The sequence below is a fragment of the Butyrivibrio sp. AE3004 genome (assembly GCF_000703165.1).
Classification (GTDB): Bacteria; Bacillota; Clostridia; order Lachnospirales; family Lachnospiraceae; genus Butyrivibrio.
This window is the reverse complement of the sequence record NZ_JNLQ01000002.1, coordinates 2,249,462-2,264,633: the sequence shown is the minus strand read 5'-3', so window position 1 is coordinate 2,264,633 and position 15,172 is coordinate 2,249,462. Positions and strand designations below refer to the sequence as shown.

General features: G+C 43.4%; 13 protein-coding genes. 11 read left to right on the top strand and 2 right to left on the bottom strand.

Annotation, left to right across the window (positions count from 1 at the left end; translation table 11 throughout):
- Position 1 precedes the first annotated feature (1 nt).
- Complete coding sequence (locus BV60_RS0112835) at positions 2 to 1,534, bottom strand: PucR family transcriptional regulator (protein WP_029322364.1); 1,533 nt, start codon at positions 1,532 to 1,534, stop codon at positions 2 to 4.
- A 173-nt stretch (positions 1,535 to 1,707) separates the two neighbouring features.
- Here BV60_RS0112835 and BV60_RS0112830 point away from each other — a divergent pair, with 173 nt between their 5' ends.
- The 11 genes from BV60_RS0112830 (at position 1,708) to BV60_RS0112780 (ending at position 12,801) form a co-directional block, all read left to right on the top strand.
- Positions 1,708 to 2,652 carry a flavodoxin family protein gene (locus BV60_RS0112830; protein WP_029322362.1) on the top strand — a complete coding sequence of 315 codons (945 nt, stop codon included), beginning with the start codon at positions 1,708 to 1,710 and terminating at the stop codon, positions 2,650 to 2,652.
- 11 nt (positions 2,653 to 2,663) lie between these two features.
- Positions 2,664 to 3,125 carry a hypothetical protein gene (locus BV60_RS0112825; protein ID WP_197029561.1) on the top strand — a complete coding sequence of 154 codons (462 nt, stop codon included), beginning with the start codon at positions 2,664 to 2,666 and terminating at the stop codon, positions 3,123 to 3,125.
- A gap of 17 nt (positions 3,126 to 3,142) precedes the next feature.
- Positions 3,143 to 4,636: an FAD-dependent oxidoreductase gene (locus tag BV60_RS0112820; RefSeq protein WP_029322358.1), complete on the top strand. Its 1,494-nt coding sequence runs from the start codon at positions 3,143 to 3,145 to the stop codon at positions 4,634 to 4,636.
- 94 nt (positions 4,637 to 4,730) lie between these two features.
- Complete coding sequence (locus BV60_RS0112815; protein ID WP_029322356.1) at positions 4,731 to 6,818, top strand: FAD-dependent oxidoreductase; 2,088 nt, start codon at positions 4,731 to 4,733, stop codon at positions 6,816 to 6,818.
- A 10-nt stretch (positions 6,819 to 6,828) separates the two neighbouring features.
- Entirely contained in the window at positions 6,829 to 7,404 is a 576-nt protein-coding gene (locus tag BV60_RS0112810; protein WP_029322354.1) for an NADH-ubiquinone oxidoreductase-F iron-sulfur binding region domain-containing protein, read from the top strand.
- Positions 7,405 to 7,707: 303 nt separating this feature from the next.
- Entirely contained in the window at positions 7,708 to 9,015 is a 1,308-nt protein-coding gene (locus tag BV60_RS0112805; protein ID WP_029322352.1) for a thiolase family protein, read from the top strand.
- Between the two features lie 12 nt (positions 9,016 to 9,027).
- The gene (locus BV60_RS0112800; RefSeq protein WP_029322350.1) at positions 9,028 to 9,450 is read left to right on the top strand and encodes a Zn-ribbon domain-containing OB-fold protein; all 423 of its coding nucleotides are present in this window, start codon (positions 9,028 to 9,030) and stop codon (positions 9,448 to 9,450) included.
- A 354-nt stretch (positions 9,451 to 9,804) separates the two neighbouring features.
- Positions 9,805 to 10,044 (top strand): acyl carrier protein, encoded by a 240-nt coding sequence (locus tag BV60_RS0112795; protein WP_029322348.1) that lies wholly within the window; start codon positions 9,805 to 9,807, stop codon positions 10,042 to 10,044.
- 90 nt (positions 10,045 to 10,134) lie between these two features.
- Positions 10,135 to 11,139, top strand: coding sequence for a phosphate acyltransferase (locus tag BV60_RS0112790; RefSeq protein ID WP_029322346.1), 1,005 nt, complete (start codon positions 10,135 to 10,137; stop codon positions 11,137 to 11,139).
- The gene (gene buk / locus BV60_RS0112785) at positions 11,136 to 12,257 is read left to right on the top strand and encodes a butyrate kinase (protein ID WP_029322343.1); all 1,122 of its coding nucleotides are present in this window, start codon (positions 11,136 to 11,138) and stop codon (positions 12,255 to 12,257) included. The genes BV60_RS0112790 and buk overlap by 4 nt, the downstream gene beginning before the upstream one ends.
- 40 nt (positions 12,258 to 12,297) lie before the next feature.
- Entirely contained in the window at positions 12,298 to 12,801 is a 504-nt protein-coding gene (locus BV60_RS0112780) for a DUF1097 domain-containing protein (protein ID WP_029322341.1), read from the top strand.
- Between the two features lie 101 nt (positions 12,802 to 12,902).
- Here BV60_RS0112780 and BV60_RS22770 read toward each other — a convergent pair whose 3' ends face one another.
- Positions 12,903 to 15,008, bottom strand: coding sequence for a methyl-accepting chemotaxis protein (locus BV60_RS22770; RefSeq protein WP_081846678.1), 2,106 nt, complete (start codon positions 15,006 to 15,008; stop codon positions 12,903 to 12,905).
- Between the last annotated feature and the right edge of the window lie 164 nt (positions 15,009 to 15,172).

Here is a 15,172-nt window from a genome sequence, read left to right as displayed (position 1 = left end):
ACTAGTGCTCATGTACGGTACCCGGTTCTAAGATCTTCAGGGAATACTCATAAGAAAAAAGAGCATCCTTGTCATCAAGCGTTATTCCAAATAACTGTTTCATTTTATCGAAGCGATAAAACAAGGTTGATTTATGTATGAAAAGCGCATTTGCAGTAGCAGGTGCGCTTCTGTTATTTTCAAAATAAGTCTGAAGGGTAGAGGTGTAGTTTGTTCCGTTTTCTTCATCATACTTCTTCATGAATTTTACGGAAGGATGCACGGATGCCATAACAAGGTCGTGTTTACTCTGCATATTCAGAATGTGTTTTAAATAATAATCCTGATAATAGATTATGGGAGACTCATTAAAAACGGAGAGTCTTTGGGATAACAGTCCCTGGCATTGGTTGAAATAAGCAGAGCTGTCACCTAATTTATCGTACAGGTAGCTGACTGTTCCTATCATATGGTTCATGGTAAGAAAGGTTTCAAGTCTGTTTGACGTTTTTTCATTCAGGGTCATCATTTTAGAAGTGGACACCAGTGTTACAAAGCGGTTTCCGAAGACACCGGTGACGCTGTTTGTGAAAATCGTGGTCAGCTGGTGGATATAATGGTGGTAAGCCATAAGTCTCTTTGACGAAACGGTAAAGCTGCAGGCTAGTATGTAATAGTATTCCTTGGGCTTTACTCCGAGAAGAGTAAGCTGCGAAAGGGCAGTTCCCTCATCAAAATGTCTGGCAAAAAGGTCCTTTAGAAACATATCATATTTTATGCCCTGAGGATTTCGATAGGAGTCATCCTTTTGAAGCTGGATGGATACCATCTGTGCGAGTGAATGAATAAGATCCAGGTCATTTTCCACATATTCGCGATTGTTGCAGATGATACAGATGTATCCGACAACAGCATGCTTTATTCGTATACTTTCAAAAATCCAGTCAAAAGGATAATCATCGAACTTAACTGCAAAGGGATACACCGAGTGATATATTCGCTCGGTGATTTTTTTTTGCTCCATGTCTGCCGAGTTCCTTGCACGAACAGTAAGGCGGTTATTTCTGATTTCCAGATTTTCACGGTCTGCCAGTTCCGGGTAGGAAGCGATTATGCCATAGCTGCTGTCACATACAACAACGGGATTTTCAAGATATTTGTTTGCGGTCTGAAGAAGAGCCTCGATACCATAGCCGTTATGCAATACGGAAAAAAGACTCTGCTTTTGCACATCAATTCTCTGATAGGTCAAAATGACATCTTCCATCAGATTATATAATTCAAAAATATCAAGCTCTTCCCTGACATACAGAGAGTCCGATACAGGAGTGGCATCTCCTGTTCCTATAAAAAATACATCGCCGTAAACCTGTGCATCTCCAAAAATCCGGTAGTCTGCAAGGTATAAAAGCCCGGGTGTCAGATGCTCAATATTTACATCAGTCTTATCAAGGAAACGTATTCCGTCAATTGAATGTCTCTTTTGATAATTTCCATGAACTTCTACTCTGTATTTTTTTGTTATTCCGTTAACAATATCTGTAATATATGCCATTTTATCTGACCTCTGGGATTATTTTCGTAATTTTAAGTTACATCCGACATTCGTCGGAAAAGGTGCGCGATATTTACCATTTTTACTCAATATCTGTTGGATGTAAAGAGGAACAGAGAATGATAAATTCTTAACTAACGTATGACATATCTATTAAAAAAGGGAGAAACATTATGAGTATCAAAGTAATGGGGGTTACTGCCGGAAGAAAAAACAGTAACAGCGAAATCTTGTTAAAGGAAGCTCTTATTGCCTGTGAAGAGGCTGGAGCTGAGGTAACAATGATCAATTTGAGAGATTACAACATCCTTGACTGCACAGGCTGCACATCCTGCACAATCGGAATGTCACAGGGTAAAAACGTAGGTTGTGTTCTTGATGAGAAGGACGACAAGAAGAAAATCATGGACGTTCTGCTGAACCAGGATGCTGTAATCTATTCAGTTCCTACATATGACTTAATGCCATCCGCTAATTATCTGACATTCGCACAGAGAAGTCTTAGTTATGAGACAGCATTTCTTGAGACAATCGGTGCTATTGAGCACAGAGACAGAGTTGCAGGACTGATTTCTGTAGGCGGATCAACTCGTGCATGGCAGTCAATGGCTCTTGAAGGACTTCAGGCAACAATGTTTACAACAGACATGAAGGTTGTTGATATGATCCTTGCAACAAGAGTACCGGGACCCGCACAGTGCCTCCTTGACGATGAGCTTATCGCAAGAGCACACAAGATGGGTGAAAACATCATCGAAGCAGTAAAGACTCCTGTTGAGAAGAGAGGGTGGCTTGGAGATGAGAACATGGGATGGTGCCCTAACTGTCACTCCAACGCACTTGTTCTCGGCGAACCTCAGTGGGACGGACTTCATTATCCTATTGAGTGTCAGGTTTGCGGAGCAGGCGGAAACCTTGAGCAGACAGAGGACGGAAAGTGGAAGTTCGTTATTCAGAAGGATGGTCTCTTAAAGGATCGTACAACTGTTGAGGGAAGAGCAAGACATCTTGAGGAAATCGGACGTACACAGGGTGGCTTCTTCGAAAATCCTGAGAACAGAGAGATTGTCGGCAAGAAGATCATCAGATACAAAGAGAAGACATTTAAGGGGATTTGATAGGGATGGCTATGAAAAAAAGTTTTAAATATCGTGCAGTAAACGCATTGATAATGAATGTGCCGATAGCGCTTGCTATTTCGCTTACAGCACAGCTTTTGGCAATACACACGGTAATACCACAGCTTTTAATCATAAATTTTCTTATAGCTTATGTGATTTCATTTGTTATAGGTGTGGCTATACCCTGTGTAGAATGGGGAGTTTCTTTTGCGATGTTTTGCAAGACAAAACCGGACACACTTCCCTTTGGTCTTTGCATAAATGCAGTTGTTAATCTTACTTACGTTGTGATCAACTGCCTGATCCTTACATACTTTAATGTATGTATTTTGAACCACGCTCCTATAATTGCATACTTTATCGGAATGCTTACAACATTCGTTCCGATTTATATTGTCGGATTTATCGTTTCTTTCCTATGGAATCGTCCGGCTGAAAAGATAACAGAAAACATTTGTGGAAAAGAATGATATTGGAGGAATAAACAATGAAACAGTTACAGTCAGATGTAATCGTAGTGGCAGCAGGCCTTTCAGGACTTGCAGCAAGTATCGCAGCAGCTGAAAACGGCGCAAGCGTAATTACTTTTGAAAAGTCATCAACAACAGGTGGCGCTGCAAATATGGGTATGGGACCTCTCGGTGTAGGTTCAAGAATCCAGAAGGACCACATGATTGCCCTTACACCCGGTGAAGCTTTCAGAAAGCATATGTATTTTACACACTATCGTGTAGACGCAAGAATGGTAAGAGATTACTACTTCAAGTCAGGAGATACAATCGACTGGCTCATGGATATGGGTGTTGAGTTTGTTGGTGTTCAGAGAGCATTCAGCGCACCTGAAGCAACAAGAGCTTACTCAGACGGTGAGTTTACATGGCACGTTGTTAAGCCTGAGGATGGCGGAATGCCCGGTCCTCGTTGTGCAACAGCCATGACAAAGAAGATGACTGAAAGAGCTAAGGAACTTGGCGTAGATTTCCAGTTTGAGACACCTGTAAAGAAGATCATCATGGAGGATGGTGCAGCAGTAGGTGTTATCGCAGTTGATAAAAACGGCGAAGAAATCGAAGCAAGAGCAAATGCAGTAATCATCTGCACAGGCGGTTTCGGTGACAACCCGGAGATGATAAAAGAGCAGACTGAGTTCGAGTATGCAAAGACAATCTACAACTTCGCAATTCCCGGAATGAAGGGTGAAGGAATCAAGATGGCATGGGAAGCAGGTGCAGGTCACGAACCCTGCATCATGGAGCTTATGTATCAGCTTCCCGACAACATGAACCACTTCATTCTTGACGGTGCTTTCCGTCAGCCCTGCCTCTGGGTAAACAGAAACGGACAGAGATTCATGCCCGAGGATCAGATTGCAAACACCACCTTTACAGGTAACGCAATCGCAGCTCAGCCCGGCAAAGTTGCTTATTCAATCTTCGACAGCAAGCTTCTTAAAAAGTATAAGAAGAAAGGTCCCGATATCGTTTCACACGTTCATCCTCATGATCTTTTCAATCACTTTGATGAGCAGTGGGAGAGAGATCTTGCAGACGGTTATGAGCCTATCGTACAGGCAGATACAATCGAGGAGCTTGCAGAAAAGGCAGGTATCGATGTAGAAGGACTTGTAGCTCAGATTGAAGAATACAACGAGATGTGTGCTAACGGCTATGACGAGATTTTTGAGAAAGATCGCGCATATATGCAGCCAATTGAGAAAGCTCCTTTCTATCTTTGCAGAGAGAACGTTGGTGCATACGGCTCACTCGGCGGCGTAAAGATCAACCACAAGACACAGGTTCTTACACAGGATGCAAAGGTTATTCCGGGACTTTACTGCGCAGGAACAGATGCCTGCAACATTTTCGGTGACAGTTATCCCTTCATCCTTTCAGGAAACACAATGGGCTTCTGCCTTAACAGCGGACGTATCGCAGGAGAGAACGCTTCCGCAGGCTCCGAGGATTTTGATGATTTCGAATAAAATTCGAACATTTCAGGCAGATTATGAAAATTATGAACTGACCTAAGGAATATGCTACGTGCGATATTCCTAAGGTCAAAAAGGTAGGAGATAGATGAAAATATTTATAGACGGAAAAGAAATAGAAGCAAGAGAAGGCGCATCGGTTCTTGATGCTGCCCTTGAAGCAGGCGTTTTTATTCCGCATCTTTGCTCTCATCCCGATCTTGAAGCAAAAGGAGGATGTCGTCTCTGTTCTGTTGAAATAGACGGAACAGAGGGGGCAGTTCCCGCTTGTAAGACAATCGTGACTGATGGCATGAAGATTACGGTAAACGGTCCGGAGGCAGATAAGGTCAGAAAAACTGCCATGGAGCTGATTCTTGCCACACATCCTGCTGACTGTACAGGATGTCCGAAATACGGAAAATGTGAACTGCAGTCCATGTACCAATACATGGGAGTAAGCCCTGAGCGCTGGAGAAAGAAATCAAGAGCTGTTCCCAATGATGAGAGCAATCCTCTTATTTCACATCTTTTCACAAGATGTGTACGATGCGGACGATGCATACGTGCCTGCCAGGAGATGAGAGGTGTAAAGGTTCTTGATTACATAAAAACCGATGCAGGAATCAGAGCAGGTGTGCCTGAAGGCAAGAGCCTTAAGGATGCAGGCTGCAGATTCTGCGGTGCTTGTATTGAGGTTTGTCCTACAGGTTCCATTATGGATGCTTTCAAGCTCATGAAGCCTGATAGAACCTATGAGGAGAACGTGGTTCCCTGCAGAAGCACCTGTCCTGCACATATTGATATTCCGGAATACATAAGAAGTATTAAGGAAGGCGATTTTGACAAGGCAACAGCCATCATCAGAGAAAAAGTTCCTTTTCCTGAAACTCTTGGCTCAGTCTGCACTAGAAACTGCGAGAGTCAGTGTAAGAGAGGTGAGCTTAATGCTCCTGTATCTATCTGCAGACTTAAGAGAGCAGCTGCCACTAATGAGAGTGGTGAGTGGAAAAAGCATGTAAGAAAGGATGCTCCCACAGGTAAGAAAGTTGCTGTCATAGGAGCAGGCCCGTCAGGTCTTACGGGAGCTTATTACCTTGCAAAGAAGGGACACGAAGTAACTGTATTTGAGAAAAATGAAAAGGCCGGTGGACAGTGTCGTTACGGTATTCCTTCCTACAGACTTCCGGATGAGCTTCTTGACAGAGAAATAAACACAATTCTTGAAGCGGGAATTACTCTGAAGACAGGCGAAACTTGTGAAGAACCCGCAAAGCTTCTTGCAGATGGATTTGACGCGGTTCTTGTTTCCATCGGAACACATCAGGGAACAAAGCTTCCCATCGATGGTAATGATCTTGAGGGAGTTTATGTAAATGCTGATTTCTTAAAGGCAGCAAGAGAGGGCAAACCTCTTCCTGTTGGCGATAAGGTAATGGTTCTTGGTGGCGGAAATGTAGCTTATGACTGCGCAAGAACAGCTATAAGACAGGGAGCTAAGGAAGTGCATATAGCATGCCTTGAGAATCTGCAGCAGATGACTTCATCGGAAGAAGAAAGAAGAGAGGGTGAAGAAGAAGGCGTAATCCTTCATGCTGCTCATTCTTTCCTTAGAATTACCGGAGATACAAAAGCAACAGGAGTAGAACTTCAGAAGGTCAATAAGTTCTATTTTGATGAAAACAGAAAAGCAATCATCGAGCTTGAAGAAGGTTCAAATCAGATAGTAGAAGTAGACAATGTAATCTTTGCAGTAGGCCAGAAGCCTGAGGGAACTGATAAGATGGGCATTGAGCTTACACATGGTCCTTACATTGCTGCTAAGGACAGTGCTACAAGCATGAACGGTGTATTTGCTTCCGGTGACGTGGTTACAGGTACACGATCTGTTATCGAAGCAATTGCAGGCGGAAGAGATGCAGCTATCGCCATAGATAAGTTCCTTGGCGGAGACGGTGATATCAGTGAGAAGCTTACAGACAGAACAGCTCCTGAGAAATTCATCGGCCGTATTGAAGGCTTTGCAGACCTTGAGAGAACAGAGGCAGAGGTAATGGAACCCGCTAAGAGAAAATGCGGTTTTGATGCGATTGAAAAGCCTCTTTCCTGTGACCAGGCAAAGTGCGAAGCAGGTAGATGCCTGCAGTGTGATCTTAGAACAACAATATCCAAAGTAAAGCTTTGGAACGAGTATTAAGGAGGCGAAGATGAGTAGCACAGATAAGATCAGAGAATTAAAAGAAGATCAGTGCGTAGTTGATGTCCTTCTTAAGGAAGTTCAAAGGCATCCCTGCAAGGACTGCGGGAAATGCGTTTTTGGATATGAAGGAATCACTCAGCTTGAAATGATTTTAAAGGATATTACAGAGAAAAAGGGACGTCAGGGTGACATGGCTCTTATGAAGGACCTTTCGGAGATGATGAAGACCCAGTCACTTTGTGAGGATGGCGAAGATATCGCTGATGCTGTTAAGGAGGCTATCACAAAGTACGGTGACATTTTTGAAGAACATATCTCCAAGAAGGGCTGCCGCGCAGGAGTATGTAAGAAGTTCATGACCTATCACATTCTTGCAAGTAAATGCGTTGGCTGCGGCGAATGTATGGATGTATGTGAGGATGATGCAATCCTTGGTAAGAGCAAATTTGTGCATGTAATCGTAATGGATGAATGCTCACTCTGCGGAAAATGCATGACTGCCTGTGACGAGGATGCAATTGTTATGGCAGGTGCCCAGAAACCCAAATGTCCCACGAAACCCATTCCATGTAAGAAAAAATAAAATATGCTTTAAGCCTTCCTAATGGAAATTCTAAAAGCCTCCCCCAAAGGGAGATTCTAAAAGCCTTCCCCTTTTTAGGGGGAAGGTGGCGCGTAGCGCCGGATGAGGGTCCTCACCGACACAGGGAACAAACCCCAAAAGCCTTCCCCCTCTTTGGGGGTGCTCAACGTCCGGGGGACGTTGGCTTAGCGCGGACCGTAACGGAGTGAAGACAGGTGGTGCGCAGCGCCGGATGAGGGAAAACCACCGGATAAGGGGAAGCCCACAGGCTGAAAGAAAGCATAGAAAAAAGAGGGAAATAACATGAAAAAATTCGGAAAATACTCAAGAAGTGTATCAATTATCGGTGTCGGCTGCACACCGTTTATGTACACAGTAGATAATGAAGAAACAAACGGCCTCACAGAAGGCGAGTTATTCGGATACGCAGCACTCAAGGCTATGGAAGATGCAGGAGTTAATCCTCAGGATGTTGACTTTTATTTCCACGGCTGTGCAAGCCCGCTTAACGGATCAAACTATCTTACACCCAATGTTCAGATTGCCAACTGGTTTGGTATGAAGGGCAAGGGTTCAATTCATCATTCAGAGGCATGCTGCACAGGTTACCTTGCAATTGAGCAGGCTGTAAATGCGGTTGCTTCAGGAAAATATGATTGTGTTCTTACAGGTGCCGTAGAGTTCGGTGACAGCACACCGTCTCCTGCAGACAATGTTGAGACACCCAAGCACCCTTACAAGCGTGACAAGATGACCATGGAGAAGTTCCTTAAGACAACCTCATGGCTCTATGACAGAACATATACCAGAAGCCTTATGGCAGGTCAGGAGCTCATCTATGATGATGCAGCTGAATGGTATGTTCGCACCAGAGGAATTTCTGCAGAGGATATGAACAATACCCTTAATGCTATGTGCATCAACAACAGAAGAAATGCTTCCGTAAATCCTCTTGCAATTGAGAGAACAACCTACGAGGAGCTTGCAGAAAAAGCAGGAATGACACTTGATGAGTATATGAACTCACCTTACAACCCGAAGATGGGTGATTTCCTTCGCGCAGGCGGACTTGAACTTAAGTGTGACGGTGCTGCAGCATGTATCGTATGTGCTACAGAAAAGATTCCCGAGATTGCAAAGAACTTAAAGCATAAGCCCATCGAGGTTCTCGGAATCGGAAGCGCAGCATGTGAAGCAACAACACCTCACTTCGAGGTACGTGCAACAGAGGAAGCTGTAAAACAGGTATATGAGTCAACAGGCCTTTCAGGTGATGATCTTGATCTTTTCTTTGCAAATGATTTCATCATTACATCACACCTTGTATCAGCTGAGATAGCAGGTTACCTTCCTTATGGTGAAGGCTGGAAGTACATCTGTGACGGACGTACAGCATGGGACGGTGATAAGCCGATCAACTCAAACGGTGGAAGAACCTCCTTCGGACATGCGCATGCAGCTTCAGGTCTTGCAGATATGTATGAAGCCTGCAAGCAGATGTGGAATGAGTGTGGTGATCGCCAGGTTAAGAAACTGCCTAAAACAACAATGCTTCGTGGATATGGCGGCGCTCAGAACGTAGCTGCTATCATCATTCGAACAATGGATTAAGGAGGACTGACCATGGCAATCAAATTGGAAAAAATCGTTGAAAAATTTTATACATCCTTAGAAGAAGGGAAAATAATGGGACGTAAGTGCCCTAAGTGTGGACACGTTGAGTTCCCTCCGGTATACGCATGCAACGAATGCGGAAACTATGAAACTGAGTGGGTTGAGATAAGCGGAAAAGCAAAGCTTCATTCAATTGTTCTTCCCGCAGCACTTTCCTCTAAGCCCGAGTACAAGAAAATGGGCAAATTCGCATATGGCGAGGTAGAGATTGAGGAAGGAACAAGACTTAACGCAGTAGTTCGCGGAATCAGCAGAAAGAACCGTGAGGAGCTTTCAAAGCAGCTGCCTCTCGATATTCATGCAGCAATCATCGACCGTGACGGTGGATTTAAGACAGTAGTATTTGACCTTGACGAGAAGTATTTAGGGTAAAAGCACCCCCCTCATCCGTCAGCTTCGCTGACACCTTCCCCCCAGAGGGGGGAAGGCTAAAAAAATACTTATTCCAAGGAGAAGGCAAAAATACTTATTCCAAGGAGAAGGCAAAAATACTTATTCCAAGGAGAAGGCTAAAAAACTTATTCCAAGTGGAATACTAAAAAGCCTTCCCCCCTTGGGGGCGTTCAACGTCCGGGGGACGTTGGCTTAGCGCGGACCGTAACGGAGTGAAGACAGGTGGCGCGAAGCGCCGGATGAGGGGAAAACCAACCCGGATGAGGGGAAAACCACCGGATGAGGTGAAAAGCAATCCGAATGAAGATAAAAAACAAAAAAGGAGAAATAAAAATGAGCAGACAGGAAATTTTAGATCAGGTATTAAACATGGTAGCAATGGCATACAAGAAGGAAGTTTCAGAGCTTTCCGAAACAACCTCCTTCAAGACAGACTTAAACGGAGCATCAGTACAGATGGTTGCTCTGGTTTCAGAAATCGAAAACGAGCTTGATGTTGCTCTTATGCTTGCAGATGTTAGTGCTTGCGAGACAATTTCAGATCTTATCGACCTTATCGAAGAGGAAATGTAAAGCAACTTAGCGGCTCGCCACAAAGGCGAGCCTATTTAAAATAAATGAAACCGGTAAAGCAAATTATTATGAACCGGAGAAGAGGGAAAAATGAGCGTAATAGATAAAATTTTTGAGAAGGCAAAGAAAAATCCGCAGAGAGTAGCTTTTCCTGAAGCTTTGAATGAAAAGATGATGCAGGCAGCTTACGAAGCAGGTTCCGAAGGCTATATAAAACCCATTCTGGTTGGTGAAGCTGATGAGATTAAAGCTGCGATCAAAGAGAGAGGCTATAACGAAGAGGTATTCAAGATTGTAGATGTCAATGACGAGGATTATAAGACTCTTCTTGTTGAGAAATATACATCTCTTCCGGATACAAGGCTTAAGGAAAAGGCACTCAGACGTCGTATGGAGGATAAGCTTCAGTTCGCTATGGTTATGCAGGCAGCAGATGAAGCTGATGTTACTTTTGCGGGAATCGACTATACAACAGGAGATGTTCTTCTTGCAGGACAGATGATAATCGGAATGAAGCCGGGGCTTTCTACTATCTCAAGTATCGGACTTTGTGATATTCCCGGTTACGAGGGAAGTGAAGGTTCACTTCTTGCTATAGGTGACAGTGCGGTTTGCACAAATCCCAATCCGGAGCAGCTTGCCAGCATCGCAATTGCAGCATGTGACACAGTAAAGTCACTTCTTGACTGGGAACCCAGATGTGCCTGTGTATGCTATTCAACACTCGGAAGCGGACAGGGAGAACTTGTTGATAAGGTTACTGAGGCAGTAAAAATAGCAAATGAACTTCGCCCTGACCTTGCAATTGATGGTGAATTCCAGCTTGATGCCGCAATCAATCCTATTGTTGCACAGAAAAAAGTAAACAGAGACAGTAAGGTTGCAGGAAAAGCAAATGTAGTGATCTGGCCTGACCTTAACGTTGGTAATGTTGCGGTTAAGCTTATCCAGCAGTTTGGCCATGCAGATGCTTACGGTCCAATGCTTCAGGGCTTTAACAAGGTTGTATGTGACTGCTCAAGAAGTGCACCGGTATCAGAGATTAAGGGAAATATTGTAATAAGTGCGGTAAGAGCAGCAGGAGAGAAGAGATGAAAGAATACAAAGTATTTACAATAAATCCGGGATCCACTTCAACCAAAATCGCAATGTTTAAGGGTGAGGAATGCCTGTACTCACAGAACGTGTCACATGATGCGGCAGAACTTGCAAAATACGAGACAATCAGCGATCAGCTTCCCTATAGAAGGAACATGATTCTTGATCTCTTAAAGGAAGCAAATGTATCAATAGATGATGTTGATGTATTTGTAGGACGAGGCGGCGGACTTTTTGCAATGGAAGGCGGAACCTATGATGTGGATGAGCTTCTTTTGAACCATGCAAAGACCATGGCAAACGGAGTTATCCATCCTGCTGCACTGGGTCCGCAGCTTGCAGCTGAATTCGCAACAAAGATAGGTGCCAGGGCTATGGTGGTTAATCCCCCCGATGTTGATGAGTATCAGGATCTTGCAAGAATGACAGGTATCAAGGGTGTTTACAGACTTGCGCATCTTCATTCACTGAACCTTAAGGAGACCGCTATTCGTCACAGTAAAAATGTGCTTCATAAAAAGTATGAGGAAGCAAACTACATCGTATGTCATATCGGTGGTGGAATATCTGTATCTGCTCACAGAAAAGGCAAGATGATTGACGGCTTTGATATTGTAGGCGGAGAGGGCCCTATGGCTCCCACACGTTGTGGAAGCATTTCGGTTGCAAATCTTCTTGATTACATGAAAAAGAATAACTTAGGAGTAGCTGATGTTAAGCCGCTTATTACCAAGTCCGGCGGATTTGTAAGCCATGCGGGAATATCAGATGCTATAGAGCTTACAAACAGAGCTGCAAATGGTGATAAATATGCGGAAATGCTCTGGAACACGATGATCTATCAGATTGAAAAGTGCATTGGTTCAATGGCTGCAGTTCTTCACGGAGAGGTTGACGGAATTCTTCTTGGTGGCGGAATGGTCCACAATAAGGACCTGGTTTCTCAGATTACTGAGACTTGTTCCTTTATAGCACCTGTTTTTGCATATCCCGGTGAGTTTGAGATGGAAGCAATGGCTGCAGGTGCTATCAGAGTTCTTACCGGAGAAGAAGAGCTTAAGCACTATACAGGAAAGCCCTGTTTTACAGGCTTTGAATGGGAGAAGAATGCGTAATAAAAAATGATAATTACGCATAACGAAAAGAGAATAAATAATGAACGAAAAAACACTCAATAAATTAACGCTGGCATTTGGGATAGCATTACTTCCGCCTATTTGGGCAGTGCTTTCACCTCTCGCAGGAATAACGACAGGTGCTGTTGCACTCATTTGCGCAGGACTCTATGTTACCAACGGAAACAAGGTAAGCGATGCATTAAAGATTACCATTGGTTTTTTGTGTGGAGATATCTGGGCTGTTCTGGCAGTTTTCATAATGGAAAAATTGTCCTTTAATCCCAATGCGGAACTATACTGCACCTTATTTGTGCTTGGTGGGATAGCGGTTCTGATCGGAGAGACTTTTCCGAAATTCATTTTCACACCTGCATGGTTATGTGGCTGGGCCATAGGTCTTACTATAATGGGACCGATGAAGATTTCAGAGCTTGGAACTTTGCCAATCCAGATAGGGGCTGCAATGATTGCCGGAGTAGTATACGTAGGTATCGGAGTTGATGCTTTCCAGAAAAAACTGATTAGTATTTTCAAAAAGTAAAATAAAAAGATAAAAGAAACAGATTACCGCAGATTTTTTTAAATCTGCGGCAATCTGTTTCTTATATTTGGAAGATTATTATTATGTTTTCCAGCTTGTTGTTATGACTTAAAGAACTGCATTTCTTCATTCAGCTTTTCAGCAATATCCTTAAGATTGGATGCTGAGCCTGCAAGAGTAGTTACTGTAGCGGACAATTCCTGCATGGAAGCTCCCGTCTCCTGTGAGGATGCAGCGTTTTCTTCGGATATTGCAGAGAGAGCACTCATTGTATCAACAACAGCGTTCTTGGAGCTTTCACAAGTGTCAGCACCACGGCTTATAAGCTGTACTCCGCCAACTGTACTTCCGATATCCTCAAGCATTCCGTTAACAGCTGCAAGAGTATCGCCAAGAGCTGTCTGCTGGTCGATATTGCCCTGACGGACATCTTCTGCAGCATCAACAGCTGCTTTTGCCTGATTAAGAAGTGAATCCATCTCCACTCTGATATCATCTGCAAGCTGTTTGGAATTTTCAGCCAGCTGTCCAATCTCTTCAGCTACGACTGCAAAGCCCTTACCTGCTTCACCTGCTCTTGCTGCCTCAATGGATGCATTGAGTGAAAGGAGATTGGTCTGAGTAGCAATAGAAGTAATTCCTTCAACCTTACTTCCGATATTTGTAACAGCTTCCTGTGTTGCCTGGATAGTTCTGGAAATCTCATCTATCTTAGCTGTCATCTCCATAGAGGAATCCTGGAGAGAAGCAAGTGATCTGCTTGATACCTCTGATGCTTCCTTCATCTTTCCGGCTGTGGTTGAAAGAGTGCCGGTTGAATCCTGAACGTCATTAACAGCATCACCGATACGTCCAACGTTTTCGGACGCACTCTGGATTTCGTCTGCCTGCTGTGTTGCACCGGAAGCAATTTCCTGTACGGCATTTGATACATCCTCTGCTGTCTGCGAAATCTGATTAGCCATATCGGACAGTTCCTCTGAAGAGGACCCGACAGACATTGCTGATTCCTTGATATGTGAAACAATTTCATCCAGCTTGTTGATTACGTCGTTCGTAGCTTCTGTCATAAGACCGATTTCGTCGGTTCTCTTTTTTGCACCTGTAATTTTTACAAATTCACCTTCTCTAAGGTGAGAAAGAGAATTAGCAACAACCGCTACCGCACTTGCAATTCCTGTAGCCTGGTAGATAATTACTGCGGTGGTAAGAATCATAGCAACCAGGCAAACGATGATTGAGGTAAGCATAAGAGTGTTTACTTCTTTAAGAATTTCATCCTGGGATATTGTAAGACCAACCTTCCAGGTCATATTCGGAACTTTATCCCAATATAGAAGTCTTGTGCTGCCTTCAAATTTAAATTCGCCTTCGCCAATATCGTCAGATTTGATCTTTGAAATATAATCGTTAAGTTCAGTAGAATCAGAAAGATTCATCTGGTCCTTACAAGCATCGGGATATGCGGGATGATATATATAATTACTGTTACCGTCAATGAGGAAAAGGGTTCCTGTATTTCCAACCTTTATAGAACCAATCTGATCTTTTATGGAGGTAAGCATAATGTCTACAGTAATACATCCAAGGAACTGTCCCTCTATTGTCTTGATTGGAGCTGAGCAGGATGCCATAACCATTCCGCTTGATGCATCGTAGTAAGGATCGGTTATTGTTGCATTAGGAAGACTCTTTGCATTTGTATAGTATTCCTGTGAAAAATAATCATATTCAGCATTGGAATAATCCCATGTGAGGATAAGATCCTTACCATCCCAATCTCCGTTGGAGTCGGTGTTCTTGTACCAATAGGGACCATAATACTGTGATTCCTTGTCAAAGGCATTGGGCTCAAACCAAAGACCGGCACCTAATATAAGACTGCTACCCTCAACAACCTCAGTAAGGGCTTTTCCGTAGTCTTCAATTGAAGCAGATTCATAAGTACCGCCAACCATTCTGGCAACGGTATCAGCCTGAGCACGGATGGCTTCAAGTTCTGATGAAATGTAGTATGTGTGCTCGCCCAGCGTAGCTTCCATTTCACTATCAGATCTCTGAAGGATAATATTTCGGCTTACTACTGTGGTTATAACCGTAAGGAGAATCAACAGGATTGCTACAATCGGTACAATAGTAACTATGAGCTTCATTTTTAGGCTCATACCTTCAAGCTGAAGACGATTTTCTTTATTGCTCTTTGCCATAATAACCTCCTCTGGAAAACATATTTTATATCTGACTAAAAAAGTCGGATATCCCTTTAAAGCTAAATTACTTTTAAATTAATGGTAATACATAAATGTTTTTCAGTGCATAAACTTTTTATTAAACATTTCTAAAAAGCGCATATGAGTAAATCAAAAAATGA

Coding starts and splice junctions, on each gene's coding strand:
- BV60_RS0112835 (WP_029322364.1), bottom strand. CDS start 1,534: ATGGCATATATTACAGATATTGTTAACGGAATAACAAAAAAATACAGA.
- BV60_RS0112830 (WP_029322362.1), top strand. CDS start 1,708: ATGAGTATCAAAGTAATGGGGGTTACTGCCGGAAGAAAAAACAGTAAC.
- BV60_RS0112825 (WP_197029561.1), top strand. CDS start 2,664: ATGAAAAAAAGTTTTAAATATCGTGCAGTAAACGCATTGATAATGAAT.
- BV60_RS0112820 (WP_029322358.1), top strand. CDS start 3,143: ATGAAACAGTTACAGTCAGATGTAATCGTAGTGGCAGCAGGCCTTTCA.
- BV60_RS0112815 (WP_029322356.1), top strand. CDS start 4,731: ATGAAAATATTTATAGACGGAAAAGAAATAGAAGCAAGAGAAGGCGCA.
- BV60_RS0112810 (WP_029322354.1), top strand. CDS start 6,829: ATGAGTAGCACAGATAAGATCAGAGAATTAAAAGAAGATCAGTGCGTA.
- BV60_RS0112805 (WP_029322352.1), top strand. CDS start 7,708: ATGAAAAAATTCGGAAAATACTCAAGAAGTGTATCAATTATCGGTGTC.
- BV60_RS0112800 (WP_029322350.1), top strand. CDS start 9,028: ATGGCAATCAAATTGGAAAAAATCGTTGAAAAATTTTATACATCCTTA.
- BV60_RS0112795 (WP_029322348.1), top strand. CDS start 9,805: ATGAGCAGACAGGAAATTTTAGATCAGGTATTAAACATGGTAGCAATG.
- BV60_RS0112790 (WP_029322346.1), top strand. CDS start 10,135: ATGAGCGTAATAGATAAAATTTTTGAGAAGGCAAAGAAAAATCCGCAG.
- buk (WP_029322343.1), top strand. CDS start 11,136: ATGAAAGAATACAAAGTATTTACAATAAATCCGGGATCCACTTCAACC.
- BV60_RS0112780 (WP_029322341.1), top strand. CDS start 12,298: ATGAACGAAAAAACACTCAATAAATTAACGCTGGCATTTGGGATAGCA.
- BV60_RS22770 (WP_081846678.1), bottom strand. CDS start 15,008: ATGGCAAAGAGCAATAAAGAAAATCGTCTTCAGCTTGAAGGTATGAGC.